This is a genomic window from Lysinibacillus sp. S1, from assembly GCF_044986265.1.
GTDB classification, from domain to species: domain Bacteria; phylum Bacillota; class Bacilli; order Bacillales_A; family Planococcaceae; genus Lysinibacillus; species Lysinibacillus capsici.
This window is the reverse complement of record NZ_CP173154.1, coordinates 3,198,237-3,224,132: the sequence shown is the minus strand read 5'-3', so window position 1 is coordinate 3,224,132 and position 25,896 is coordinate 3,198,237. Positions and strand designations below refer to the sequence as shown.

General features: G+C 36.0%; 25 protein-coding genes. 7 read left to right on the top strand and 18 right to left on the bottom strand.

Annotated elements, in window-relative coordinates; all coding sequences use genetic code 11:
- Nucleotides 1–43 precede the first annotated feature (43 nt).
- Nucleotides 44–796: a hypothetical protein gene (locus ACHZEU_RS16035; protein ID WP_048394266.1), complete on the bottom strand. Its 753-nt coding sequence runs from the start codon at nucleotides 794–796 to the stop codon at nucleotides 44–46.
- Nucleotides 797–1,149: 353 nt separating this feature from the next.
- Here ACHZEU_RS16035 and ACHZEU_RS16030 point away from each other — a divergent pair, with 353 nt between their 5' ends.
- On the top strand, nucleotides 1,150–2,337 hold the full coding sequence (locus ACHZEU_RS16030; RefSeq protein ID WP_036079404.1) for an FtsW/RodA/SpoVE family cell cycle protein: 1,188 nt from the start codon (nucleotides 1,150–1,152) through the stop codon (nucleotides 2,335–2,337).
- 57 nt (nucleotides 2,338–2,394) lie between these two features.
- Here the strand turns inward: ACHZEU_RS16030 and ACHZEU_RS16025 are convergent, their stop codons facing one another.
- Nucleotides 2,395–2,532, bottom strand: a complete 138-nt coding sequence (locus tag ACHZEU_RS16025) for an Lmo0850 family protein (protein WP_004232019.1) — start codon at nucleotides 2,530–2,532, stop codon at nucleotides 2,395–2,397.
- 368 nt (nucleotides 2,533–2,900) lie between these two features.
- Here ACHZEU_RS16025 and ACHZEU_RS16020 point away from each other — a divergent pair, with 368 nt between their 5' ends.
- On the top strand, nucleotides 2,901–4,061 hold the full coding sequence (locus ACHZEU_RS16020) for an MFS transporter (protein ID WP_048394263.1): 1,161 nt from the start codon (nucleotides 2,901–2,903) through the stop codon (nucleotides 4,059–4,061).
- A 186-nt stretch (nucleotides 4,062–4,247) separates the two neighbouring features.
- Nucleotides 4,248–5,705 carry a cardiolipin synthase gene (gene cls / locus ACHZEU_RS16015; RefSeq protein WP_048394260.1) on the top strand — a complete coding sequence of 486 codons (1,458 nt, stop codon included), beginning with the start codon at nucleotides 4,248–4,250 and terminating at the stop codon, nucleotides 5,703–5,705.
- Between the two features lie 49 nt (nucleotides 5,706–5,754).
- Here cls and ACHZEU_RS16010 read toward each other — a convergent pair whose 3' ends face one another.
- From ACHZEU_RS16010 to ACHZEU_RS15995, 4 genes are all read right to left on the bottom strand, one after another.
- Complete coding sequence (locus ACHZEU_RS16010; RefSeq protein WP_048394259.1) at nucleotides 5,755–6,534, bottom strand: D-alanyl-D-alanine carboxypeptidase family protein; 780 nt, start codon at nucleotides 6,532–6,534, stop codon at nucleotides 5,755–5,757.
- A gap of 149 nt (nucleotides 6,535–6,683) precedes the next feature.
- Entirely contained in the window at nucleotides 6,684–6,932 is a 249-nt protein-coding gene (locus ACHZEU_RS16005) for a hypothetical protein (protein ID WP_048394257.1), read from the bottom strand.
- A 55-nt stretch (nucleotides 6,933–6,987) separates the two neighbouring features.
- On the bottom strand, nucleotides 6,988–7,749 hold the full coding sequence (gene yidC, locus ACHZEU_RS16000; protein WP_004232011.1) for a membrane protein insertase YidC: 762 nt from the start codon (nucleotides 7,747–7,749) through the stop codon (nucleotides 6,988–6,990).
- A 176-nt stretch (nucleotides 7,750–7,925) separates the two neighbouring features.
- Nucleotides 7,926–8,720, bottom strand: coding sequence for a helix-turn-helix transcriptional regulator (locus tag ACHZEU_RS15995; protein ID WP_048394255.1), 795 nt, complete (start codon nucleotides 8,718–8,720; stop codon nucleotides 7,926–7,928).
- A 505-nt stretch (nucleotides 8,721–9,225) separates the two neighbouring features.
- Between ACHZEU_RS15995 and ACHZEU_RS15990 the strand changes: the two genes are divergently transcribed.
- The 3 genes from ACHZEU_RS15990 (at nucleotide 9,226) to ACHZEU_RS15980 (ending at nucleotide 13,047) form a co-directional block, all read left to right on the top strand.
- Nucleotides 9,226–9,876, top strand: a complete 651-nt coding sequence (locus ACHZEU_RS15990) for a LytTR family DNA-binding domain-containing protein (RefSeq protein WP_004232004.1) — start codon at nucleotides 9,226–9,228, stop codon at nucleotides 9,874–9,876.
- Nucleotides 9,877–10,228: 352 nt separating this feature from the next.
- Nucleotides 10,229–11,749 (top strand): succinate CoA transferase, encoded by a 1,521-nt coding sequence (locus ACHZEU_RS15985; protein ID WP_404803561.1) that lies wholly within the window; start codon nucleotides 10,229–10,231, stop codon nucleotides 11,747–11,749.
- 155 nt (nucleotides 11,750–11,904) lie between these two features.
- Nucleotides 11,905–13,047 (top strand): MFS transporter, encoded by a 1,143-nt coding sequence (locus tag ACHZEU_RS15980; protein WP_054549597.1) that lies wholly within the window; start codon nucleotides 11,905–11,907, stop codon nucleotides 13,045–13,047.
- 17 nt (nucleotides 13,048–13,064) lie between these two features.
- Here ACHZEU_RS15980 and ACHZEU_RS15975 read toward each other — a convergent pair whose 3' ends face one another.
- The 12 genes from ACHZEU_RS15975 to ACHZEU_RS15920 all read right to left on the bottom strand — a co-directional run bounded on the left by ACHZEU_RS15975 (nucleotide 13,065) and on the right by ACHZEU_RS15920 (nucleotide 25,003).
- Nucleotides 13,065–13,373, bottom strand: a complete 309-nt coding sequence (locus ACHZEU_RS15975) for a hypothetical protein (protein WP_004232000.1) — start codon at nucleotides 13,371–13,373, stop codon at nucleotides 13,065–13,067.
- A 499-nt stretch (nucleotides 13,374–13,872) separates the two neighbouring features.
- Nucleotides 13,873–14,154, bottom strand: coding sequence for a GNAT family N-acetyltransferase (locus ACHZEU_RS15970; protein ID WP_009370656.1), 282 nt, complete (start codon nucleotides 14,152–14,154; stop codon nucleotides 13,873–13,875).
- A gap of 228 nt (nucleotides 14,155–14,382) precedes the next feature.
- A complete protein-coding gene (locus tag ACHZEU_RS15965) occupies nucleotides 14,383–15,297 on the bottom strand; it encodes a DUF1002 domain-containing protein (RefSeq protein WP_048394252.1) in 915 nt (304 codons plus the stop codon).
- A 158-nt stretch (nucleotides 15,298–15,455) separates the two neighbouring features.
- Nucleotides 15,456–16,313, bottom strand: a complete 858-nt coding sequence (locus ACHZEU_RS15960) for a S1-like domain-containing RNA-binding protein (RefSeq protein ID WP_054549598.1) — start codon at nucleotides 16,311–16,313, stop codon at nucleotides 15,456–15,458.
- A 29-nt stretch (nucleotides 16,314–16,342) separates the two neighbouring features.
- Nucleotides 16,343–16,762: a transcriptional regulator MntR gene (gene mntR / locus ACHZEU_RS15955; protein ID WP_004231993.1), complete on the bottom strand. Its 420-nt coding sequence runs from the start codon at nucleotides 16,760–16,762 to the stop codon at nucleotides 16,343–16,345.
- A gap of 122 nt (nucleotides 16,763–16,884) precedes the next feature.
- The gene (locus ACHZEU_RS15950; RefSeq protein ID WP_369700627.1) at nucleotides 16,885–17,181 is read right to left on the bottom strand and encodes a late competence development ComFB family protein; all 297 of its coding nucleotides are present in this window, start codon (nucleotides 17,179–17,181) and stop codon (nucleotides 16,885–16,887) included.
- A 170-nt stretch (nucleotides 17,182–17,351) separates the two neighbouring features.
- Nucleotides 17,352–19,475: a heavy metal translocating P-type ATPase gene (locus ACHZEU_RS15945; protein ID WP_404803560.1), complete on the bottom strand. Its 2,124-nt coding sequence runs from the start codon at nucleotides 19,473–19,475 to the stop codon at nucleotides 17,352–17,354.
- The gene (locus ACHZEU_RS15940) at nucleotides 19,456–19,827 is read right to left on the bottom strand and encodes a metalloregulator ArsR/SmtB family transcription factor (protein WP_054549600.1); all 372 of its coding nucleotides are present in this window, start codon (nucleotides 19,825–19,827) and stop codon (nucleotides 19,456–19,458) included. Before ACHZEU_RS15940 ends, ACHZEU_RS15945 begins: the two co-directional genes overlap by 20 nt.
- Before the next feature lie 142 nt (nucleotides 19,828–19,969).
- Nucleotides 19,970–22,339, bottom strand: a complete 2,370-nt coding sequence (locus tag ACHZEU_RS15935) for a penicillin acylase family protein (RefSeq protein ID WP_404803559.1) — start codon at nucleotides 22,337–22,339, stop codon at nucleotides 19,970–19,972.
- 416 nt (nucleotides 22,340–22,755) lie between these two features.
- The gene (locus ACHZEU_RS15930; RefSeq protein WP_048394240.1) at nucleotides 22,756–23,511 is read right to left on the bottom strand and encodes an exodeoxyribonuclease III; all 756 of its coding nucleotides are present in this window, start codon (nucleotides 23,509–23,511) and stop codon (nucleotides 22,756–22,758) included.
- A 52-nt stretch (nucleotides 23,512–23,563) separates the two neighbouring features.
- Nucleotides 23,564–24,478, bottom strand: coding sequence for a UDP-N-acetylmuramate dehydrogenase (murB, locus tag ACHZEU_RS15925; RefSeq protein ID WP_048394238.1), 915 nt, complete (start codon nucleotides 24,476–24,478; stop codon nucleotides 23,564–23,566).
- Nucleotides 24,479–24,697: 219 nt separating this feature from the next.
- On the bottom strand, nucleotides 24,698–25,003 hold the full coding sequence (locus ACHZEU_RS15920; RefSeq protein ID WP_004231981.1) for a helix-turn-helix domain-containing protein: 306 nt from the start codon (nucleotides 25,001–25,003) through the stop codon (nucleotides 24,698–24,700).
- A gap of 359 nt (nucleotides 25,004–25,362) precedes the next feature.
- Between ACHZEU_RS15920 and ACHZEU_RS15915 the strand changes: the two genes are divergently transcribed.
- Nucleotides 25,363–25,890 carry a YceI family protein gene (locus tag ACHZEU_RS15915; RefSeq protein ID WP_048394236.1) on the top strand — a complete coding sequence of 176 codons (528 nt, stop codon included), beginning with the start codon at nucleotides 25,363–25,365 and terminating at the stop codon, nucleotides 25,888–25,890.
- Nucleotides 25,891–25,896: the final 6 nt, after the last annotated feature.

Genomic DNA, 25,896 nt, shown 5'->3' with positions numbered 1-25,896 from the left:
TGTCTACCAACATCTTAGTTCTTTGATTGCGTCACCATGAAGTTTAAATAATATAGATTAATTCATCATGCTCTGTTTTTAAAATCGTATTTAAGTCATCCCAAACTTCGTCAGGAAAAGAATATTCAGACAGATTGCGAACTTCTATTCCATACGCTACTTTTGGTTTCTCAATCCGATACAAAGATAGTAACGCTCCATCTTTCGCAAAGGATCGGTAAGAACGTAAAAAATCTGGTGATATAGCGGGAATACTCGCTTTTACTTTTCGACGCCAAAATCCAGTGCTGCGTTCCTTTTCACGAATTAAACTATTAAAAACATTGGCAACCAATAAATCCGAATCACTTAAATGACGAAAATAAATTTTAGTCATTTTCTCTAAGTCTGAAGAATAATAGACGAATCTATTTTGTAATTTATTAAAAAATGCTGACGTAATTGGTTCTTTCTTGTGACTTATGTACAGCAATTCTCCTTGTTCCATCGGTGTTAAATGATCTAGCCTCTTCTCGTCCATAAAATCTACCCAGCATAATTCTTTAGATTCAGCAGATTTTTTCACAAAACGAGGAACATCTTCTTCTAATACATATTCAAATTGTGTATGCATATTAAAAGAACCGTCTTCATAGGAATGTTTTAATAACAGTAAGTGATGTAGTGGTTCAAGTGCAGCCACAAATTGCGAGAATTTTAACCCGCTAAATATAACAAATTTATCGACATCATTCATATGAACATAAATATGATACATAAAATCATCAGCTGACTTTAATTTTTTAGCCACAACCATCACCCCATTCTTCACTACATTATAAGACTAAACATGATTTTTTTGAAACATTTTATGTTAATTGTCGTCACTACTATATACGCAGGCATAAAAGTAATTTTTGCGTTATAATTAGGAATGTTAAACATGCATTTGCATATAAAGTTTAGATTACTCAATGAGTTCAAGTATTTGCTTAAAATTCCATTGACAATATTCAAAGCAAATTGCAAGCTTATCAATAGATATGAGCTATTTTCACACCACTGCTGGTTATTAATTTGCTTTCTTCTTTGACCAAGTATAAACGAAATAGGGAGAATCGCATCACATTTACTCATATTGAGATACTATTTTAATTTTAGGTGGCTTTTATGGAAAATAAACGAAATTTCGCAAATCGTTTTGACTGGACACTTGCATTTATACTCTTCACTTTTCTAGTCATTAGTTTGTTAGCTATTGCATCTGCCCAAACTTCAGGACAATATGGCATTAACTACGTACCAAAACAAATGCAATGGTATGTGATTGGTGCAGTAATTATTGGTATAGTCATGTTTTTTGAGCCAGATCAATATAAAAAAATGTCATGGTATATGTATGGAGCAGGGATTGCCTTACTGGTACTGCTTATTTTTATGCCAGAAGGAGAAGGTCAAATCGGTGCACCCGTTAATGGTGCTAAAAGCTGGTATCATACGCCGATTGGAAATATTCAACCTTCTGAGTTTATGAAAACTTTTTACATTTTAGCACTAGCTCGATTAATTAGTAAGCACCATGAAATTTATTCATTACGATCAATTAAAACAGACTTTTTGCTACTAGGTAAAATCGCTATCACCTTAATCGTACCATTAGCTATTATTTTAAAGCAGCCTGACCTAGGCTCAGCACTTGTATTCTTTGCCATTACGGCAGCACTTATCATTGTAGCAGGTATTTCTTGGAAAATCATTCTACCAACATTTTTAGGTGGCATGGTAGCAGGCGGTACCCTACTGTGGATGGCACTCTATATGCAGGACTTTCTAGAAAAAACATTTGGTTTTAAGGCCTATCAATTTGCTCGTATTTATTCTTGGCTAGACCCCTATTCCTATTCATCCAGTGATGGCTATCATTTAATTACCTCTTTAAATGCCATTGGATCAGGTGAAATTTTTGGTAAGGGATTTAGAAATCGTGAAGTATATGTAGCTGAAAACCATACTGATTTCATTTTTACAGTTATCGGCGAGGAATGGGGCTTTATTGGCGCTAGTATTGTTATTTGTATTTTCTTCTTATTAATTTATCATTTAACAAAGACAACCCTATTACTGAAAGATCCCTTCTCGACCTATGTATGTGCTGGGATTATTGCTATGATTACCTTCCACGTTTTCGAAAATATTGGTATGACTATTCAATTATTACCTATCACAGGTATTCCACTTCCGTTCATTAGCTACGGAGGAAGTTCACTTATGGGGAATGCTTTAGCGATTGGGCTAGTCTTTAGTATGCGATTCCATTATCGAACGTATATGTTTACCACACATGATGAAGATGAATAACTATAGAAAAAGGGAAGTCTCGCGTATTGAGACCTCCCTTTTTCTATTGGAAACGAGTTAAGCTTGAACTTGCGGAGTTTGCGTTGGTGGTGTTAGCACTTTTAAAAGTTCTAGTCGAGACTTTGTTACAGTGGCTGTTACACCCAACTTAGATAAATTCGAAACAATCTTTTTCAAATCTACTTCTTTTGTCATACATTCCACCTCAATCTTTCCTCGATTTTATATAACGTTTTATTTACGAAAAAGTTTCATTTTTCTACGAGTATGATGTCTGACAAATTTATCATACCATTTAACTTACCTTTAAAATTTTTCAATTTTGTTACATTGTAAATTTTTCACATCATCAAACTTTTCCATCAAACATATTTAAATTACCCAAAATGGCTACATTTTATTCAAAAATCAGAACATAGATTTAAAATATCTAAAATACTTCATTTCTTTCTTTACTAAATTGTTCCACTTTATTCAAGCTTCCCCTCCCCTATTGTTGTAATCGCAAGAACAAGAGAGGTAGAATATACATATTGAAATATCGTATGAAAGCAGGGAACAGTATGAAAAAGGCTATTTTACTATTGATGTCTGTTCAATTCCTCGTTTATCTAGGGTTCGGCATTATTATTCCCGTCTTACCAGAGGTAATTGTGCAGCAAAATTGGCATGATCTCCACGTGGGTGGTTTATTGACCGTTTATTCACTTGCAAGTTTTTTCACAGCACCGTTATGGGGTATGCTATCAGATAAGGTAGGGCGAAAACAACTAATCCTTACTGGTCTAATTGGCTTTAGCCTTAGTTTTGTTATTTTTTCACTATTTATAGATAACCTAGCTATATTGTATGTTTCACGTATTATTGGTGGTTTATTTTCAGGTGCATTATATACAGCAGTAACAGGATTTATCGCCGATATATCTAGTGAAGAGGATCGCAATAAGTATATGGGCTTTATGGGCATGTCCATTGGTCTTGGGTTTATTTTTGGTCCAGCAATCGGGGGAATGCTAGGCCATTATAGCTTGCAGTTACCGTTTACTGCATCAGCATCATTAATTGCACTATTATTTATTTATGCAAGTTTCGTCCTAAAAGAACCTAAAAAACGAAAAGATTCAAATAAACGTGCTATAGTGCCAAAGGGTGCTGCAACAATGTTACAATTCCGTGTGCGCTATCTATTTATGTTTTCTTTTTTAGTAACTTTTATGCTAGCTGGCGTAGAGGCTACATTTCAGCTATTTCAAATCGAAAAAATTCACATTACACCATTACAAATTGGTTACTTGTTCATGTTTAGTGGATTTGTCGATGCTGCTATTCAAGGAGGGGTCGTTCGACGCATAAAAAATGGCAGTGAAACGACATGGTTAATCGGTGCACAAATTGTAACTGCTATCGGCATGCTTTTATTTACATTGACAGCTAATCTTTTTATCGCTGGGCTTGCCCTTTGTGTCTTTACAGCAGGTAATGCACTTGCAAGAACATGTGTTGTATCACTCTCCTCTAAAGAATCTGGAGGACAATATGGAACTGCCGCTGGACTGTCCTATTCAATGGATAACTTAGGACGTATTCTTGGTCCACTCTTTTTTACATGGTTATTTACCGTACAAGCAAGTCTTGGTTATTATATTTCGGCTGCAATAGCCATTCTTTCTATAAGCCTAATCTTTATATATAAGGCATCCCGTAAATCATTACGTCTTCCGTAAAATATAGTAGGTTGCATTTTATAAATTTCTAACTATTAGAGAATTACTAATTAAACCATGCGGATTATTCCTATATATCAAAGGGATAATCCTTTTCCATGCTATCTAGCCATTTCATATCTTCTTTCCGCATTTGAAGTAGGCTATACTAAGTATGTTATTAACAATACAAAGGCAGGTGTAGGAATGAGCATTTTTACAGATATAGAATATTTAGTTCCTTTAACTTTGTTTTTTAATATTTTATTAGCCATGACCATCATTTTCTTAGAACGTAAAGATGCTACCTCTACATGGGCATGGATCCTCGTGTTATTTTTCCTGCCATTAGCTGGATTTATTTTGTACTTATTACTTGGAAGACAATTACGAAGAAAGCACCTATTCCGTTGGGAAGGACGCAAGGATATTGGGATTGATAATCTGATTACCTATCAGATGGAAGCGATTCGTGATGAAACGTTTGAGTTTCGTATTGCTAATGCAGAAAATTATCAAGAGATGATTTATATGCACCTCAGAACAAACAATGCGGTCTTAACACAGGACAACCATCTGGATATTTTTGATGATGGTGCCGATAAGTTTGAGCAGCTCCTTAAAGACATTGAAGCAGCTAAAGATCACATTCACATCCAGTATTATATTTTTAGACTTGATGACTTAGGTACACGTATCGTCAATGCATTGATAAAAAAAGCAAAGCAAGGTGTTAAGGTGCGTCTTCTCTATGATGAAATGGGATCACGTAATGTTAAAAGACGCCATTTTAAAGAGTTGCTGCATGCTGGTGGTGAAGTAGAAGTTTTCTTCCCATCCATTTTGCCACTTCTTAACCCTCGTTTAAATTTTAGAAATCACCGAAAAATCGTTGTCATTGATGGTCGAATTGGCTATATTGGTGGTTTTAACGTCGGTGACGAGTATTTAGGTTTACAAAAAAAGTTTGGTTATTGGCGAGATACACACTTACGTATTGAGGGTAGTGCCGTACATCCTTTGCAAACACGCTTTTTACTCGACTGGAACCAAGCTAGTGCACAACAAAAAATGGGGTACTCTGATCGTTACTTCCCTGCCATCCCGAAAAAAGGTGATGTGGGTTTACAGATTGTTTCAAGTGGACCAGACTCAGACTGGGAGCAAATAAAAATCGGTTACTTAAAGCTTATTAATATGGCTCAAAAATATATTTATATTCAAACACCATATTTCATCCCAGATGTTAGTTTTTTAGACGCCATTAAAATTGCCACCTTGTCAGGCATCGATGTACGCATAATGATTCCTAATAAGCCTGATCACATGTTTGTATATTGGGCTACTTATTCTTATGTGGGTCAATTATTACGTGCTGGAGCCAAAGTCTACATCTATGAAAAGGGCTTTATCCATGCTAAAGCTATTATTATTGATGACGAGGCTTCCTCTGTCGGAACAGCGAATATTGATGTACGAAGTTTTAGTCTAAATTTTGAAGTCAATGCCTTCATATATGATGCAAATATATCGCACCAATTGGCAGAACTGTTTGAGAAGGATATTTTTGATTGTACGGAATTAACATGGGAAATGTATAAAAACCGTTCAACACTGATTAAATTTAAAGAATCTATTTCCCGTCTATTAACACCCATTTTATAAAAATAAAAAGGAAGAGAGCCTGTTCACAGAATGGCTTCTCTTCCTTTTATTATTTTACGCCTAAATATTCTTCCAACGTAATGTTTTTCTTTGTTATCTCTTTTGCAATCTCTTTGCCCACATAACGATAGTGCCATGACTCATACATATAACCTGTTATCTCTTCTTTGTTTTGAGGGAAACGCAAAATAAAGCCATACTCCTGTGCATGTGCAAATAGCCATTGCCCTGCTGGAGTTTCCCCAAACTCTTCTGTCAGCCACACATCTTCTTTTCCACGCTCTCCTATATCAAACGCTAAGCCTGTTTGATGTTCTGAGTAGCCAGGACGAGCACTATATCGATCTGCCGCTGCCTGTCCATCACGTTTAACATAGTTATCATAAAGGGTTGTTTGATATTCAAAAGATCGGTAGCCACTAAATGCAACTAAATCAAATCCTTGCTGCTTGGCAGCTGCTAACATTTGATTTAACGCTTCTCGTGCTTCTGGATTTTCTTCAGGTGCAAAGGTAGATGGAAGCGGATAAATTTTATTAGCTAACAGAATACCATTGATATAGGTTGGTTCCGTAGGTAATGTTTGATTTGGAAGATACCCATTTTCGTCTGGTTGTTGCTCTGGCTTTGCAGGAGTTTCAGTATTGTCTGGTTTCTCTGTTGCAGTAGAATCTTGTTCAGTTGTTTTGTTTGTTTCTGTTGTTTTTGGCTGCTCATCAGATGCACTATTTACTTGATTATTTTTATAGTTATAGACTACAAAAATTGCTACAATTAACGCGATAGATATGAAAGCACCAACGATAAGCGGAAGACGATTGTTTTTCACTCTTTATACCCCTTTTAAAATATCAGGTATCTAAAAGGATATTTAAAGCATTTCACCTTGAAAATACCTATTTTATTGTATTACTAGTTATAATCTTATTTTAGCACTGTTCACATTTTCAGGTTTAAATTTCCCACGTAAATATTCAATTAATCTGTAAGAACGATGACAAATACTACTATAGATGCAATTGCGAAAAAAACTGCCATATACTGCATCCATTTTGCTTCTTTTACATAACCTTGCTCTTTAAAGCTTTTTGCTCTAAACCCATTTGATAGGGCAAACATGATCGTCATTGCAAGTACGGCAAAATTAAATTTCCCCATAATAATAAATACAAGTGCTGCAATACTAAAAATTGCGACAAGAATAGATGATAGCCATTTTTTGTTCATCTTGCTGTCCTCCTAAAAAAATCGAGGCAGCAAAGGCGCCTCGACATCAATCAATTTATTTTTTTGCTTTCTCAGGATGTTCCGAATAATATTTACGCCCAATATATGTTTGAATAATCAACAATGCACCACTGACAGACCAATACAAAGGCAGTGCTGCCATAGAAGACATGGAGATAAAGACAATCATAATTGGTGAAATATAAATAAACATTTTCATCTGCGCTTTTTGTTGCTCAGGTACCGTCCATAAAGATACACGAGCCTGGATTAGGTAAACAATCCCTGCAACAATAGTCATTACGATATCAGGTGAACCTAAGCTAAACCATAAAAACTCATGGGATTTAACATCGGCAGAATACAAGATCGAGAAATACAGACCCATAATAATCGGCATTTGAATTAACATCGGTAAACAACCCATATTAAGTGGATTAATGCCATGCTTTTGATATAGAGCCATCATTTCTTGTTGATATTGCGTTTGCTCTTCTTTTGTCTTAGCTTCCTTCATTTTTTTCTGAACGGCTTCCATTTCAGGTTTAAAAGCATCCATCTTCGTTTTCATTAATTGCTGTTGACGATAGTTTTTTAGCATAATCGGCATTAATACTAAACGAATTAGAACAGTAATCGCAATGATTGCTAAACCATAGCTCCCTGAAAAGATATCATTCCCGAAAAACTCCAATAAAAATTCCATAGGTTTTACAAAGATACTATAGAAAAAACCTTCTTTGTTTTGCACAGCTTGACAGCCACTAAGAACAAAAACGGCAATACCAAGCATTGAAAATAGCTTCAAATTTTTCATTTTTCCACCTACTATTATTTATCAACTACTGTGAAGTATACCTTATAGGGTCTCTCTTTATCAAATAGCAAGTGCTACTTATTCCTTAAGCTGGTTCCTCAGATGATTCATCAAAAAAGATGCGAGCTTTAGCAACGCTAATATGTTCGCACCTTCTCATTTTCTATGCTCAAAATCTACACATTTTGTAATTCAGCTTCTGCCATTTCAAAACGATAAAATTCATGATGAAGCTCGTCTCTAAAATGTTTTGGCGTAACTCCAGTATATTTTTTGAAAATACGAGTAAAATAACTTTGATTACAGAAATGGAATTGATCTGAGATAGAAGTAATACTTTTGTTTGTATGTCGTAAGTAGTATTGTGATTCTTCTACACGTCTAACATTTAAATACTCAACCAATGTAATACCCACATGTTCTCTAAAAATACGTGATAAGTGACTAGTACTTATATGAAAGTTATTTGCTATACTTTCAACAGTTAAATCATTTTCAAGCTCGTCATTTATATACATTATCACTTTGTTAACAGTTTGATGTCGGAAAGTCGGTTGTTTGCGATCTGCAATAAAGTAAACAAAGAAATCAATTAAATCATCAGCAAATTGTAAAAACTCTGCGTCTTTCATTTGATTTTCTATCATATCGTTACACGCAATATTGAAAGCAAATGCTTTTTTCGAAGGTACTTGATTGTCCAGCAATTTACGAGCAACAATTGATGACAAAACAGAAAAATAACTTCGAACGATTTTAATGACCTGTTTGCCAAAACGAATTGAGAGAATATCAATTAACTCATGCAAAGATTTTTTCGCTTTTGCAGATTCTAAATGGTAAATTTCAAAAATTAATTTCGACTCAATATTAAAAAATTCTTCGACACCGATATATTGATTAATATTATCGATTTCTTGGAAGTATCTTTTGGATATCGTTTCTGACATAGAATGTTGATGTAGTTGCATAATCTTCCCCATCTTTCCTCAGAGTGCACGAATTGCATGACAATATTTGACATCAATCCCGACGAATTAAAAATAAGAAAATAGTATTTACTTATTCAATATAAGAACTGAGTCCTATTTCACAAATTTTATTAACAAATAAATCAAAAATAACCCTACTAAAACACCAGATATAAAAAAAATAGACTATACAGTGAATTTTACCATATTCTGCGATTTCCTTTCAACCACATTTTAATTGCTACTCTAGTTCTAATTTATCACATATGCATAGTAGAAACCTCGTAAACTTATTCCTAACAATTAAATTTTACCATATACATATCAAAATAAATTAGTCATTTTATAAATTTATTTACAAATTATACAAAACAACTTACATCATTCTAATGGATCATTCGACATTTTTCTATTTTATTCCTAAATCTTCTCTATATAATTTATATGAATATGTAGTAAAATAGATGATAATACTATTTTTAAAAGTTTAGACGAGGTGTTTAAAGTGGATCCAAAACAAATAGAAGAGATCATGGAAATTATTAAGGAATTCTTCCCTGAAAATACGTCCATCGCTATCTCTGATACAAATGAATATTTGTATTACCAACCAAGCAAGAAAGTTGATTTAAAAATTAAACCTGGTGACCCTATCAAAGAAGGTTCAGCCGCACACAAAGCATTAAGCTATGGTCAAAAAATCAGCTCTTATATCGAACCTGATGTCTTCGGTGTCGCTTATTATGGCATGAGTATTCCTTTAATGGAGGAAGGCGAAACAAAAGGAGCTATTACTGCTATCTTCCCGCAAAAACCATCAGCATTCTTAACTAACTACATTACAATCAAAATTGATGATTGCTGGTACCCAATCAAACATGATCAAGTTATTTATTTAGAAACACAACTCCGTAAAACATTTGTTAAAACAATGACACGTGAAGGTTATCACCGTTTAAACTTAAGTGATCTAGAGCTATTTTTAGCACCTGACTCATTTATTCGTTGTCACCGCTCTTATATCGTTAACATTGACTACATCGATGAAATTCAACCAGATTCACACTCAACGTTTTTATTAATTATGAAAGATGGTACACGTATTCCTGTTAGCCAACGCTATGCAAGCTATTTCCGTCGTTCTTTAGGTTTCTAATTTGTATGAACAGCGAGCAATTTTTATAATTGCTCGCTGTTCTTTTTTGCGCACAAATCCGCCTCATTTACCTCAACATTTAACTATTTTTGCACTATTTTTAATATAGAAAACAACTATATTTATACAGCTCTACAATAAAACGTTTTCTCTGTCGAAAAATCATCTTAATGCTCGATTTTCCTTTTTTTACTCAATTTAATGCTAATTCTAAAGTTTTTGTGACAATTTGGTGATAGTATTATTCAAATGGTTGGAGTCATACTACAACTGAATAAACAGAAAATTCTTAAATGTTTTTTCTAGTTTTGTAATCGGTTTCCATCAAAATTATTTAGGGGAGGATTTTTTTATGGATGCAAATGTTCAAAAACGGCTAGGTTTAAAAGAACTTGAGAGTAAAATTGTAACTGCTGAAGAAGCAGCAGCACTTATTTCTAATGGTGATGTAGTTGGGATGAGTGGTTTTACTCGTGCTGGGGATGCAAAAGTTGTTCCAATGGCATTAGTTGAGCGCGCAAAAAATGAAGAATTCAAAATTGATGTATATACAGGTGCATCATTAGGACCAGAAGTAGATAAGTACTTAGCAGAAGCTGGTGCCATTCGTAAACGTGGACCATTCCAGGGTGATGCGGGTATCCGTAATTTAATTAATTCTGGGGATATCTTATATGTAGATGCTCATCTTTCTCATAATGCTGAGCTAGTGCGCCAAGGAATTATCGGACCAATCAAGTATTTAATTCTTGAAGCGGTTGCTATTACTGAAGATGGTTTAATCATTCCAACAAACTCTGTAGGTAACTCACCTATCTTTGCAGAATATGCAGAAAATATTATTATCGAGTTAAATATCTCTCATCCAGAAGCTTTAATCGGTATCCATGATATTTATGTACCTGGAGAACAAGGTAAACGTGAAGCTATTCCAATGACAGATGCTATGCAACGCCTTGGTGATATTGGTATCAAAGTAGATCCAGCTAAAATTAAAGCAATTGTTATTTCTGAAGAGCCAGATGCTCCTTCATTAATCGTACCTCCAGATGAAGAAACACAAACGATGGCAAACATTTTATTAGACTTCTTCCGTGATGAAATTAAAGCGGGTCGTTTAACAAATCAATTAATGCCATTGCAATCTGGTGTAGGTTCTGTAGCAAACGCTGTACTTGATGGCTTTGCAGATTCAGAATTTGAAGATTTAATTGTTGCATCTGAAGTACTTCAAGATGCTGTATTTAACTTAATCGATGCTGGTAAAGTTAAATTCGCTGCTGCAACTTCAATCACACTTACTGAAGAATTACAGCAAAAAGTTTATGGTAATTTAGAAAAGTATGCTGATAAAATTTGCTTACGTCCACAAGAAATTTCTAACCACCCTGAGCTTATCCGTCGTTTGGGTCTAATCTCAATCAACACAGCTCTTGAGTTAGATMTCTATGGTAACGTTAATTCGACGCATGTTTCTGGTACTCGTATGATGAACGGTATCGGTGGTTCAGGTGACTTCGCACGTAACGCACGCCTTGGTATTTTTGTTACAAAATCATACGCAAAAGGTGGAGCAATTTCTTCTATCGTGCCAATGGTATCTCACGTTGACCATACAGAGCATGACGTTGATGTTATCGTTACAGAACAAGGTATTGCTGACTTACGTGGTCTTGCACCAAAAGAACGTGTACCTTTAATTATTGAAAACTGTGCACACCCAGATTACAAAGAACAATTATGGGATTACTATAACCGTGCAGTTGAAGCAACTGGCAACCACCAAACTCCTCATCTGTTAGAGGAAGCACTTTCTTGGCATGTAAATCTTGCTAAAAACAAAACAATGAAAAAAGAAGTTGCAAAAGCTTAATTATTAAATTCTCTACGTCTAATAAGTTAATACTTATTAGACGTTTTTTTATACGTGAAAGCAAAAAACAAGTGAGAAGTATTATCGATTGGAAGATGCTATAATAGGACTATATTAATCTTATTGACTATAATGTTCTATTTATCGGAGGAACCATGAAGAAATTTATCTATGCTATTATTTTCTTTTCGTTTTTCGACCTTTTTACCCAGCTTCCTGTTATGAGTACTTATGCTGAGTCTTTAGGTGCATCGGCATTCCTCACTGGTCTTGCAGTGGGCATGTATTCGCTTTCCAATACATTCGGTAATATCATTTCTGGTTTCTTAACGGATCGCAAAGGACCTTTCATCATACTCATAATAGGTCTTCTCACAACAGGTCTATCATTAACATTTTATAATTTAGTAGAAGAGCCCATTGCTCTATTAATTGTACGTTTTATCCATGGCCTTGTTGCAGGCTTCATTGTTCCTGCTGCCTTTACATTTCTAGCGAACGCTACAGAGCAGGAAAAAAGAGGTAAAGGCAGTGCTATTTCTGGCGCCTTTGTTGGTATTGCAGCCATTATAGGCCCTGCATTTAGTGGCATTTTAGCTAGCCGGACAAGTGTACCATTTGTTTTCAATATCACAGCAAGCTTTATGCTTCTGCTAGGTATCCTTGCGTTCTTTATATTGAAAGCAAATCAAGTAAAAAAAGAGAAGGCTAAACCAAGTAATTACATTCCGATCAGTGTCTTTTTTAATAACACAGGAACATTAAAAGCCTTTTTAGGAGCCTTTTTCTTAATGTTCTCTCAAGGGGTTATTGCGTATCTACTCCCTCTTAAAGTACATTCCTTAGGCTTCGACTCTCGTTTAAGCGGCACTTTAATGAGTACATTTGGTATTATTGCAGTTCTTGTTTTCCTATTACCTACTAATCGTATTTTTGATAAGGTTAATCCACTCAAAACATTGTCTTTTGGTATAGGTTTAATGGGAATAAGCCAGCTATTAATTAGCCAAGCAAATTCTAGCTCTTTACTCTATACAGCAATGGCTTGCTATGGGATCGGATTCGGTTTCCTATTCCCTTCAGTAAATTCGCTGCTAATTGACTCTACAACTGCTGAAGTACGAGGAAAAGCTTACGGCTATTTCTACGCGTTTTTCTCTCTAGGTGTAGTTATAGGCTCTTCTTTATTAGGTTGGCTATCACTTGGTACTGTCAGTGGCTTTGCATTTACTGGCTTTGTATTATTGCTCTTTGCAGGCGCAATTCTTATCCCACACAAAAGACCTTCTCATGCTTAGATGAGAAGGTTTTTTGTTTACTTTTCCTTTTCTTGAATTTCTTCATTATAGAAATGGACACCAGTATGTCCTCCACCTTCAGCTACCATTTCATTCGAGGCAATTTTAGTTGGTGAAGTACCAGCCTCTGTTGCTACCTCTGTAGCTACACGTTCTGCAATATTGTCATGCATATCAGGACCTGTAGTAAGATACGACTCTAATTTTGCTTTCATACTATTAAACATTGTTAGTGCTTTATCACGATTCTCTTTTTTACTGAAATAAGATGCTGCTAGTCCTGCTAATCCTGCAACGACAACACCTGTTCCTTTTCGTTTTGCCATAGTTTATAACCTCCTAAAAATATAGAAACTAGCTCTGTAGTATAGTTTTTCCCTATTCTTAAAAGAATAAACATTATTTTTTTATACCCTCTAGCATATATATTAATGTATGGATAAATACTTGCCCTTTTATCTAGTAAAAACTCCGTCAATCCATCGTAGTTCGTCTAGTTTTTAATGCAGACAATCTCACTCTATTTCCTATAAAAGCCCAGTTATCGTACCCTTATTTTTAGCATTCGTCAAAATTTTGTAACTATTTATGATTATAAAAGGCAAGTAAAGGGAATTAATGAATTAATACTAAAATAGGAGAGTGGTTAAAATGAAAGATTTCGATTTAGCATACGATTGGATAGATATGGCTTCATTAATTGGCGGGGCTGGCTTCTTAACAGTACTAATTTATAGTGTCATTCTATTATAAGGAGCTATTTACATGATTTGCTCTAGCAATTAAAAGGCAATCCGCTTAATTAAAAGCAGATTGCCTTATTTTTTATTGTTTTACATCATTGTATGCATCTGACTTTTCAAATGCTGCCACCACATAGGAACAAACGGCCTTCATTTTATAACCATTTTCGCGTGCATACGATGCTGCTTGATCGAGTAATTGTTTGGCCACACCTTGACCACGGAGCTTATCAGATACATATGTGTGATCCATTACCATTACTGAGCCATTTTGCTGCCAAGTAATTTCTGCTAGTTTTTCCCCTGCTTGCTCATTCAAAAATGCAAACTTATTTTCTGCTAATTGTTGTAATTGGAATTCCATTTCTCACCACTCCTTTTATTCATAGTACCATAGCTTTTTATATTTTCACAAAATTTGTGTACGCTTCTTTTATCAAATCAGCGAAGCTATGTCCAGATATTCGGTTAGCTTTCCTATGTCGAAAACATCACACTTCAAAATCTTTCACTTGTTGCATCAAAAAAAATCTGTACACCTTCTCTAGCAAAGTGAGAAGGTATAACAGATTCCTTTCTATCAACTATAAATTTAGTTAAACCATGAAGAAATAGTATCTTTTAAATTAGCAAAAAAGCTTTTTACGCTTTCCCAGAAACCTTTATCTTCCATAAGTGAGCCGAATTTTTCTTGGATTGTATTACTGATATCATTTAATTGATCAGACCATTTACTAAAATCAATGTCCAACTTGCTTATTTTATCCATTAGATCAACTAGCAATTGACGGTCCTTTTCACTTAAATTAATTTCAAGCTTACTTAATTGCTCTTCTACAATTTTCTCCACATCTTCACGTGTTGCTGGCTTTAGCTCTGCAATTTGCTTTTTAATTTCTGTCAGTAATTCCGCAACCTTTGCATCGTCTACCCCTGCAGATTCTGCAATGGATGTTGCTACTGATAATTCTTCGTTTGCTACATCTGTACGATCAATATCCAGTGTTTCCCCTGTAGTGACCTCATATGCCTTGTAAATACCTACTAATGCTGAATGCCCTGTAACAGCTTTCGGTGCAGCTACTTGTACGGATGCATCCTGAATTCCTGCTGTTAACATCGCATTTGCGTACATCTCTGAAGTTACCTGCGTTATATTTGATGGTGTGACAATTTGTATTACTAGACCCTCTCCTGCTTCTCTGCGTGTAATCTTTGCAGAAGAGTACATACGTGAGCTTGAATTACTATCTTTAATGTATTTTACTAGATCCTCACCAGACACAGTAATTTCTTCAATTTCAGGTTCTTCGCTTACTTTTAATGATTTTTTTACAGACTCTTTTTCAGCCTCAGATAAATTTGCTCCATACACGACGATCGGTACGCCTAGTTTTTCATCAATTGCTTTTGGAGGCGTATTGTCAGATGCAAATCCTGTTGCTGGTGCCATCACTCCAAATACTAACATAGTAGCAGTTAGTATTTTAATCCATGTTTTTTTCAAATCGTGTGACCCCTTTCGCTAAAACTTCATAATTAGCAAGTATAATGTATGCCACTATACAATAATTAGTACGAAAAAAAGACGAGAAGGTTTCAAGGATGTCTCTCGTCACTTTTCCTGTTGTAAATGTTTTGCTAGCTAGTCAAACAAACCATCCTTTAAATTTCTTCAGTCCAACCGTCTTGTTGTTTCACTTTACCAGCTTTCATTAACGTTCCTAAGGCACGTTTAAATGCCCCTTTACTCATATTAAACATTTCTAGAATCTCTTCAGGAGACGATTTATCACCAAATGGCATTTTACCGCCCACATCCTGTATATACTTTAATATTTGTTGCGCATCATTTGAAAGACGCTCATGTTTTCTTGGTAAAAGTGAGCCATTCATGGAACCATCGTCTTTTACATCAATAATACGTACAACTACATCTTGTCCTAATCGAGGCTCATTATTTCGCTCAGACTCATGCACAAAAATACGGTAAGGAACCTCTACACCTAGCAAAAATGTCCCGATCGGTAACAAACGATATGGACGTGCTTGGATATTCTTATTGTGCATATCTTCAAATGCACCTTCATATAGCTCCGAAATTTTTTCCTCTGTGGCTAAACGACCAAATAAATCACCGTTACGATCTGTACGTAGTGTCATAAATAAATGATCGCCTGGTTCTGGCCATACCTCTTTTAATGCAGGTAAATCTTCTGCTCTTACTAATACTTCACGAGATGTACCAATATCCACAAAAGCACCTTCACGTTCCACTACTTTCAAGACACGTGCCCAGCCATATTCACCTTGTGTAAAAGCTGGAATAGCCGTTGTTGCAGCCAAATCTCCACGACGGTCTGCAAATAAAAATACTTCAAGGCGGTCACCTACTGTTAGTGGCTCTGTTACCTCTGAAGCATTTAAAGGTAGTTCTTCAACTCCATTTGTTAAAATCCATTTTGATGCTTGTTGTTCTAATACCGTTAATGTAACGACTTCACCTGATTTTAATGCGTTCATATTGTCTCCCTTTCCTTCACACCATCATTTTAAAGATTGTGCTGTGTCTTAGATGCCTCTAATTTTTTCACGATGTCTGGATTTTCTTCCATTACTTGCACAAGATCTGCAATACGATCGATTGAATTCCAACTTAAATGATGTTCAATTCCCTCTACATCATCATAAATACGTTCTTCATCCACACCAATCATTCGTAAAAACTGCTCGAGCAATTCATGACGCTGCACAAGACGCTTTCCGAGCTTATCCCCTTTAGGCGTCAATGTCAGTCCACGGTACTTTTCATAAACTAAATAACCATCTTTATCTAATTTTTGAACCATTTTTGTAACAGAAGAAGGAAGAACAGATAATGCTTCAGCAATGTCAGACACTCTCGCATATCCCTTGTTGGCAATTAATAAGTATATTTGTTCGATATGGTCCTCCATACTAGGTGTTGGCATATCTTTTTCCCTCTCTTTCCTTTTCTTACTCTCTAGTTTACTACAAGCTTGGCTTAAAAGTTAACTGAAAATACATAGCCTAGAAAAACACTTCCTATACAACTTAAATAGAGCCTCTTCTATTAAGAAGTAGGCTCTATTTTGTGTCGAGGATACTTATTTACCACATGTAACGCATGAATAATCTCTTTATTAATACGCTCAATGTTTCCAGGAGTATTCATTTCTTTAAATGCCTCATCTCTAGCTTCCATAGATGTAACATACTTACTTGGCAATGCATTTAGTGTAAGTGCCACCGTGTCTAATTCACAGATTTCGCATTTACAAAATGTTTGATATTCTGGTCCTCGTAGTAAAAAGCTTACTAAACCACGCACAATTTCTTCTGTAACATTTACTAAAATAGGATCTGACATATTCAAACTTTCGCCTCATTTATATTTAATTGTTACATTACTCCTGAAACTATAATAGCCTTAAAAAAAGTCTTTTTCAAGAATCACAAGTAGCATCTATTCGCATAAAATCCCTTGTGTCAAAGCAAGATTAATTTCCTACCTTTTCAGATTGTTCTACACCTTACTTACTACTTTTTTGCTCTAATTAGTCTTAATGAATTAAACACAACTAATAGTGTCGCACCCATATCGGCAAAAATTGCTATCCATAATGTTAACCAACCAGGTATGACAAGTAGCAATGCAATTAATTTTAAAACTAGGGCAAATATAATATTCTCTTTAATGATACGTAATGTTTTTCTGCTCAATCCAATAGTGTAAGGAAGCTTTGTTAAATCATCACCCATTAAGGCAATATCTGCTGTCTCAAGAGCTGCATCCGTTCCTGCTCCACCCATGGCAATTCCTACATTTGCAGTGGCCAATGCTGGTGCATCGTTTACACCATCTCCAACCATTGCTACAGCACCAAATTGTTTACGTAAATCCTTAATCGCCTTTAATTTTTCTTCTGGTAACAAGCCAGCGCGCACATCTGTCATCTTTAATGAAGTAGCAATGGCTTGCGCAGTAGGCTCTGCATCGCCTGTTAACATCACCATATGCTTTACTTTTAAGGCATTTAATTTGTTCAATACATCCTTGCTTTCATGACGTAATTGATCAGCAATTGCAACCAGTCCAATAAGTTGATTATTCGAAACAGCTGCTACTACTGTTTTACCCTGTTCTTGCAGATTCTTAACCTGACTTTCTATATTTTGATCTACAGAAGTTAATGAAGTAGCCCATTTCATGCTACCTACATAAATAATCTGATTATCAACGGTAGCATAGGCACCTTTTCCTGTTACTGATTGGAAATTTGTTGGTATTAGCTCAGATAATTTTTTATCGTGTAATCTACTTAAAATTGCTTTAGCTAAAGGGTGCTGTGACTGTTTTTCTACCGCTGCCACTAGTTGTAACACATAGTCCTCTGACCAGTTTTCAGTCGTTACGATATCTGTTACTGCTGGCTGCCCCTTCGTTAATGTTCCTGTTTTGTCAAAGGCAACAGCTTCAATATGTCCTAGCTGCTCTAAATGAACACCACCTTTGATCAGTACACCTTGCCTTGCTGCATTACCAATGGCTGTAACAATGGCGACGGGCGTAGAGACGACCAGTGCGCAAGGACATCCTACCACTAAAACAGCTAGCCCTTGGTAAATCCAATGCTGCCAATCACCTACTATTAAAGGTGGAATTACAGCTACTAAAAAAGCAATAACCATAATCGCTGGTGTATAATACTTTGCAAAGCGATCTACAAATTGCTGAGAAGGTGCCTTTTCTGCTTGTGCTTCTTCCACTAGATGAATTATTTTAGCGATAGTAGTATCTTCTACACGCTTAGTCACACGTACTTCAAGAGCACCCTCTTCATTTAAAGTCCCAGCAAATACTTCATCATTTACTGTTTTATTTACGGGAATCGACTCACCTGTAATAGCTGCCTGATTGACTGCAGACAACCCACTATTGACTATGCCATCCATCGCAATCTTTTGCCCAGGCTTTACAATCAAAATATCTCCTATTTCTATATCCTCAGTAGGTAACTCAACCTCATGGTAGTGTTCACCGTGGGCTCTTTTGATAATCGCTGTTGGTGGAGCGATATCCATTAATTGACGAATAGATTGACGTGCCTTATCCATTGAATACGCTTCAAGTGCCTCACTCACAGCAAATAAAAATACGACCACTGCCGCTTCTTCCCATTCACCGATAATAGCAGCTCCAATGATGGCGATTGTCATAAGCGTCTTCATCTCAAATTCAAAGCGAACTAAATTACGGAAGCCTATTTTAAAAATACCCACTCCACCCACAAGGATAGCTATAATGAACATGGAAATCGGTAGCGGGCTCGATTCCCCATTCATACCCGCAAATAGATAACCTAGAATGACAAAAAGCAATGAAATTCCTGCTAAAACGTTTTCCTTTTTACGATAAAAAGGTGTAGTATTTTCAAGTGCTTTTGCTGCCGATTGTGTAACCTTAATGCCATCAAAGGCACCTGCTTCTTCAATTTGGTCTACACTAATAGCACCGATTACTGTAATTTTAGAAGCACCAAAATTCACTTGTGCATCCTGTACTTCTGGTATAGCCTTTACGTTTTTCTCAAACTTTGCAGCACAACTAGCGCAAGATAAATTTTGCAATCTGTATTCTTGTTTAATTGGCGTCGTTGCCATTCGCAATCCCCTCTTTCGCATGTTCGTAGGCAATTGTTACAATTTGATATACATGCTCATCCGCTAAAGAGTAATACATTTGCTTACCTTTGCGGTGTGATCTCGCTAAATTATTATCTTTCAAATATCGTAAATGATGGGATGCTGTAGCAACTGAAGAACCAATAATAGTTGCAACATCACAAACACATAGTTCATCTTCCACCGTTAAAGCATAGGCAATTTTAAGTCTAGTTTCATCAGATAACGCTTTTAAAAATTTGGCTACACCTGATAAATCAGGCATTTGTTGTTTCACCTTTGTGACTGCTTCTTCATGTACATGCGTCACCTCACATATTTCTTTCGGCATTTTTCTCACCTCATTCAAATATTCGTTTGATTGTTTTCAATGTAACATATTATTCCATCATATTCAAACGAATATTTGAATGTTAGGATGTATATCCTTCAATAAAAAAAGTTAGCGCACTTTCTGTACGCTAACTCTTTTATTACTTCGCTATTAATTGTAATGTTTTCCCTTTTATCTCTTCCTGTTTAATAAATGTTTGATGGTAATCACCATTTGCCCAATCCAGCACCTGATCTTGATACCAATCAGATTTTACATGACCACTTTGACCAGGACCAACAATATGATAGGCTGAGCTTAAATCACCTACATCCACCACAAAACGCCAAGATGCACCGTGATCTACATTACCAGCTAAATCATTATCTGCTGCTTGTACGGTAACTTTTGATCCACCAATAGGAACCTTTTTAGCATTAAAATAGGCTGCAAGAATAGGCGATGCACTTCCTAGTGTATGGTCAAAAGTAAGCTGATGGTAATCACCCCATTTCCATTTCGAGGAATTTTTTCCGAATTGATCTTCTAATTGTGCAATTGTTAGCTCAAATGCCTTGTATATGGTTTCATCAATGCCACCCTGCTCCTCAATCCAAATGCTTTTCTCTCCTGAATAGGCTGTACGTAAGAGCTGGTCTGTAATATTAAACTTCCCATACATGATGCCATACATATCTTCAGGCATTTGATCTTTAAACAAAACTTCCTGTAGCTTAATCATTAATGTATGGAACACAAGTGGTGCACCTGATTCCTTTGCGTCTACCATATCCCACTTCTCTAGCATGGCAATAATCTCGGCATACTTCCCATCCTGATCTTTTTCTTTTAAAGATGTTAATAAATCAGGCAGAAATTCTCTTGCATAGAGGTTGTGCTGATCCATTTGCAAAGCCATCATATCTTCTACTGTAATCGCATCATTTGCCTCTAACACTTCTTTAATTCTTTCGAAACGATAAGGTTGCGCCCAGAAATCAGTTATGTGATAAGGGTAGTCCTCTCCTATTACTTGGTTATTTGCCGTTGCAATAAAACCTTCTTTTGGATTTACTAGAGTTGGTAATTCATCCCATGGGATAAAGCCCTCCCAGCCATAGTCACTCGAATCACCTGGAACTGGTAATTGGCCCTCACCTTGCTTACGAATAGGTATTTGACCATTAGCTTTATAGGCAATCGTACCGTCTTTTGATGCAAATACAAAATTTTGTGCTGGCGCTTTAAAGTCTTCTAATGCTTTTTCGAAATCACTCCAAGTTTTTGCCTTATTAAAACCAAGCACTGCTCTTAGTTCAGCTGTCGGTTGTAGTGCTGTCCACTGCATCGAAAATTGTGCGGTTGGCTCTGTATCTTTAAAAGCTAAATCTGTCATTATAGGGCCGTGACGTGTAACAACGACTTCAAAATCTACCGTTTCTCCATCTTTTACCTTAATTGATTCGTCGCGCACCTCTGCTTGTTCCCACTTTCCATCGTATCGAAATTGTGTTGGATTATCTGGATTTGGTATTTCAATATATAAATCCTGTACATCTGGACCCACATTGGTTACCCCCCAAGCAATTTCATCATTATGGCCTAAAATAATACCTGGAATCCCTGCAAAGATAACGCCACTAACGTTTTGCTGTGGTGATTGCAGATGCATTTGATACCAAATAGAAGGGGTGCTTAACCCTAAATGTGGGTCATCTGCTAAAATAGGCGTTCCTGATTTCGTTTTATCACCTGAAACTACCCAGTTATTACTTCCGTTAAATTCGTTTGGTAGCATTTCCGCACTGAATTGCCCAGCTACTGCTACAGGATTTTGGATATTGGCCTCGATAATCGCCGAAGCATTTTCTGGATATTTAATAAATAATTCTTTTGCCTTTTCTTCATCAAAATTCAGTAGTGCCCAATGACGAAAAGCTAACGTATTCCAATTTCCACCCAGATCATAGGCCATATATTTTCCAATGGTTAAGGAATCAACAACTGTCCACTCCTCAGGTTCATAGCCTAACAAAGCGAATTCATAGCTTAGTGTATTGCTTTCCTTTGCCTGTGCAATAAAAGCATTTACTCCTTCGGCATACCATTCAAGTACTTGTTTGCTTTCGTCATCATAGGCAGCTAATGATTTCTCTGCAGCATCTCGTAAGCTAAATGTACGGAAATGTTTGTCAGTATTAATCGTTGCTTCTCCAATAATTTCAGATAGTCGACCACTTGCCTGCCTTCGTGCTAAGTCCATTTGAAATAGTCTATCCTGTGCTTGGACATAACCTTGCGCACGATACAAATCCGCATCTGTTTTGGCAAAAATATGCGGAACCCCTTTTTCATCTCTCGTAACTGTCACATCCTGATCCAGAATAGTAACAGCTAATTCACCATCAATCACCGGCTTAGATTTATTCATAAACCATGTAAATCCAATAAAAGCCACAAGAGCCAAAGCAGCTATTATCCCAGCTATGACAATGAGCCACTTTTTCCAATTAAACTTTCTCTTCCCCACTGAATAACCCCCTTTTTGCACTATATTCCCGTACTACCTTCCCAAACCCGCTTTGAAACGCAAAATTTTTTAGCGAAATTTCTTATTTTATGTATATAAAATTGTCTCTAAATACAAAATTTTATATTTATCCGCTATTAGAATAGTATAATCAATAGGAATTATGAAGGCTACTGAGTAATGTTAAAAATTCGTATGTTCATAGAGGTATAATGATTCTATAGAGTATATTTTCTTTTATCTTCTCTCGTGGAGCGGACTTATATGGTGGAAGCGGATTCCCACATGATTGGAGCGTCTACTCCTCACTTTGAAGGTACCCCCTGGCATTGCCAAATCTCACATTTTTAAAAGTCACCTTATTAAGTTACAAATACAAAAAATCGTATTTCCATTTAGAAMATACGATTTAAGTACTAGCATTGTAATTGCAATTCAATTGGACAATGATCACTGCCCATAATGTGTGGGTGAATTGTTGCGCTTTCAATTTGTTCCTTCAATTGATTGGATACAACAAAATAATCGATACGCCAACCAATATTACGTTCACGCACTTTATTCATATAGGACCACCATGTGTAGTGGTCAGTTTCCTCGGGATGCTTGTATCTAAAAGAATCTACAAAACCGCTTTCCAATAACGCTGAAAATTTTGCTCTCTCTTCATATGTAAAGCCCGAATTTCCAATATTAGATTTTGCATTTTTTAAATCAATTTCCGTGTGTGCAACATTTAGATCACCACAATAAACCACTGGCTTCTGACTATTTAGTTCTTGTAAATAGCTAGCTAAACGATCCTCCCATTGTAAACGTAATGGTAACCTCGCTAAATCACGCTGTGCATTTGGAGTATAAACATTTACTAAATAGAAATTCTTATATTCTAATGTTATAATTCTGCCTTCATCCTGAGAATCTTCGGCGCCCACCCCATACTTAACAGACAATGGCGTGTGTTTCGTGAAAATTGCTGTTCCAGAATACCCTTTTTTCTGCGCGTAATTCCAATACTGCTCATAACCTTCGATAGAGAGCTCAACTTGTCCAGCCTGACATTTTGTTTCTTGGATACAAAAGAAATCTGCATCTATTTGATGAAAGAACTCTAAAAAGCCTTTACCTAGACATGCTCGTATCCCATTAACATTCCATGATATAAATTTCATTTTATCCACACTCCTAAAAAAACGCCCTTCGGCTTATGCGAAGGGCATCCTATTATAGATCGTCACCAACAATTTTGACTTCCGTCTCTAATTCAACGCCAAATTTTTCTTTCACTACACGTTGAACCATTTGGATTGTCTTAATATAGTCTGAAGCAGTAGCATTTCCTTTGTTGACAATAAATCCTGCATGCTTGGTAGAGACTTCAGCATCACCAACACCTTTACCTTGTAGGCCACTATCTTGAATAAGTTTTCCAGCAAAATGACCAGGTGGGCGTTTAAATACACTTCCAGCAGATGGATATTCTAAAGGCTGTTTTGATTCACGTTGGAAGGTTAAATCAGCTATCTTCGCATCAATTTCCTCCTGTACGCCAACTGCTAATTGAAATTCAGAGGACAGCACATAATAACCCTTTTTGGCAATAATGCTTTGTCGGTATCCTAGCTCAAGGTCTTCTTTACCTAGTATTAAAATGTCCCCTTCTTTTGTTAACACCTTCGATGAAACAATAATATCTTTAATCTCACCGCCATAGGCACCTGCGTTCATAGCCATTGCTCCGCCAATTGATCCAGGAATACCACATGCAAATTCAAAACCTGTTAAGGATGCTTGCGCTGATAGCTTTGATACATCTTTGATCAGTGCACCACTTTGAGCATACACATGCTCACCAGTAATACGAATCTCATCTAAGCGTGAAAATGTTACAACGATTCCTCTATGACCGCCATCTCGAACAACCATATTAGATCCGTTACCTAACATTAATAAAGGAATATTATTTATATATGCATAGCGAATAACGGATGCCGCCTCTTCTTCTGTTTCAGGAAGAACAAAAACATCTGCTTTGCCACCTAATTTTGTCATTGTGTATTGCTGTAATGATTCATTTAACTTAATATTGGCAGGATTAATACTTTTTGCTAAATCCATCGCCCATTGTTCTTTTGTCATGAGAGCTAATTCCTTTCTAACGTCCTTCTTACTCTACACCAGTATGGATTTACAACCCCAATTTGACAAGTAAAATGAAGGGTATTTTTATCTCATATTAAAAGACAGGTAAGACCTGTGCAGAGATGATGAATATTATAAAGAAAATTGACAGTCATTCCAAGTGTCGTTTTTAGGACACTATTTCATTGTATTATCTAGTAAAATAATCCATTCACCCTAGAGCCAACTACTTGCCCATGTTTCGATATTGCGGATAGCACCTTCAAGTGCCTGACCTTTATCTGTTAATGAATACTCAACGCGTACCGGTACTTCTGAATATACTTTACGTTCAACAAGCCCCTCTTTTTCAAGCTCCTTTAAACGTTCTGATAATAAACGTCCACTGACAGGTAGTGCAGATTCGATTTCATTAAAGCGCTGTGGTCCATCTAGTAATTGATATAATATTAACCCTGTCCATCGTTTTCCGATTAAATCCATTGCTTTAGCTAAACGAGGACACAAAGTTGTCTCATTCATAATTTTTCACCTCTATGTAACTATTGTAACGATTAATGCACTAAATGTAAATTTGAAGTAACTTATTTACGTAAAATAATCTATTAACTTTTATATATTTAATTACAAATAGTAACTCACAATTTCAATGTTGGACATATCTAACAAGGGAACATAAAATGTCTTAGACTAAACGCTATCTTAATAAAATGCACATATTTCCAATAATATGCCTATTCGATTTTAAATATGTTCTGTTTCATGTTCACAGATTACACTTTTATAGAGGGAAATACTTCCACATTTATAAAAAACTCATTGAATATGCGATTTGTTTACTTTATCATTCGTTGTAGAATGCTGTTTTAGGAGGTTTTCAAATGAAAAAATATGCTATTGATTTCAGTCATTCAACGATCGGGTTTTCCGTAAGACATATGATGATTTCTCGTATTCATGGTACGTTTGAATCGTACAGCGGTGAAATAGTTACATCCAATATCGAACAAATGCAGGATGCAAACATTTCTATCACGATTACAGTGGCTAGTGTCTCCACCAAGAATCATGATCGTGATGTCCACCTTGTGTCTCCTGACTTTTTTGATGCAGACGTCTATCCAAAAATAGTATTTACCTCTACATATATTGATAAACTTGATGATAAAAATTTTGCTATTCATGGTGATTTAACCATCAAAAACATAACAAGACCTATCGTATTTACAACAGTATATACAGGAAAAGGTGTGAATCCATGGGCACAAGAAGTTTTTGGCTTCCAAGCTAAAGCCCAAATTGATCGTCGTGATTTTAATCTAGTCTACAATACCTTTTTAGAAACAGGTGGTGTATTGATTAGCGATGAAATAGACGTGATAGTAGATCTTGAATTAAATCCTCTTTAAGTATTG

Bases quoted from the DNA above. Each gene is read 5' to 3' on its own strand.
- ACHZEU_RS16035 (WP_048394266.1), bottom strand. From the start codon at position 796: ATGGTTGTGGCTAAAAAATTAAAGTCAGCTGATGATTTTATGTATCAT.
- ACHZEU_RS16030 (WP_036079404.1), top strand. From the start codon at position 1,150: ATGGAAAATAAACGAAATTTCGCAAATCGTTTTGACTGGACACTTGCA.
- ACHZEU_RS16025 (WP_004232019.1), bottom strand. From the start codon at position 2,532: ATGACAAAAGAAGTAGATTTGAAAAAGATTGTTTCGAATTTATCTAAG.
- ACHZEU_RS16020 (WP_048394263.1), top strand. From the start codon at position 2,901: ATGAAAAAGGCTATTTTACTATTGATGTCTGTTCAATTCCTCGTTTAT.
- cls (WP_048394260.1), top strand. From the start codon at position 4,248: ATGAGCATTTTTACAGATATAGAATATTTAGTTCCTTTAACTTTGTTT.
- ACHZEU_RS16005 (WP_048394257.1), bottom strand. From the start codon at position 6,932: ATGAACAAAAAATGGCTATCATCTATTCTTGTCGCAATTTTTAGTATT.
- yidC (WP_004232011.1), bottom strand. From the start codon at position 7,749: ATGAAAAATTTGAAGCTATTTTCAATGCTTGGTATTGCCGTTTTTGTT.
- ACHZEU_RS15995 (WP_048394255.1), bottom strand. From the start codon at position 8,720: ATGCAACTACATCAACATTCTATGTCAGAAACGATATCCAAAAGATAC.
- ACHZEU_RS15980 (WP_054549597.1), top strand. From the start codon at position 11,905: ATGAAGAAATTTATCTATGCTATTATTTTCTTTTCGTTTTTCGACCTT.
- ACHZEU_RS15975 (WP_004232000.1), bottom strand. From the start codon at position 13,373: ATGGCAAAACGAAAAGGAACAGGTGTTGTCGTTGCAGGATTAGCAGGA.
- ACHZEU_RS15970 (WP_009370656.1), bottom strand. From the start codon at position 14,154: ATGGAATTCCAATTACAACAATTAGCAGAAAATAAGTTTGCATTTTTG.
- ACHZEU_RS15960 (WP_054549598.1), bottom strand. From the start codon at position 16,313: ATGAACGCATTAAAATCAGGTGAAGTCGTTACATTAACGGTATTAGAA.
- mntR (WP_004231993.1), bottom strand. From the start codon at position 16,762: ATGCCAACACCTAGTATGGAGGACCATATCGAACAAATATACTTATTA.
- ACHZEU_RS15950 (WP_369700627.1), bottom strand. From the start codon at position 17,181: ATGTCAGATCCTATTTTAGTAAATGTTACAGAAGAAATTGTGCGTGGT.
- ACHZEU_RS15945 (WP_404803560.1), bottom strand. From the start codon at position 19,475: ATGGCAACGACGCCAATTAAACAAGAATACAGATTGCAAAATTTATCT.
- ACHZEU_RS15940 (WP_054549600.1), bottom strand. From the start codon at position 19,827: ATGCCGAAAGAAATATGTGAGGTGACGCATGTACATGAAGAAGCAGTC.
- ACHZEU_RS15930 (WP_048394240.1), bottom strand. From the start codon at position 23,511: ATGAAATTTATATCATGGAATGTTAATGGGATACGAGCATGTCTAGGT.
- murB (WP_048394238.1), bottom strand. From the start codon at position 24,478: ATGACAAAAGAACAATGGGCGATGGATTTAGCAAAAAGTATTAATCCT.
- ACHZEU_RS15920 (WP_004231981.1), bottom strand. From the start codon at position 25,003: ATGAATGAGACAACTTTGTGTCCTCGTTTAGCTAAAGCAATGGATTTA.
- ACHZEU_RS15915 (WP_048394236.1), top strand. From the start codon at position 25,363: ATGAAAAAATATGCTATTGATTTCAGTCATTCAACGATCGGGTTTTCC.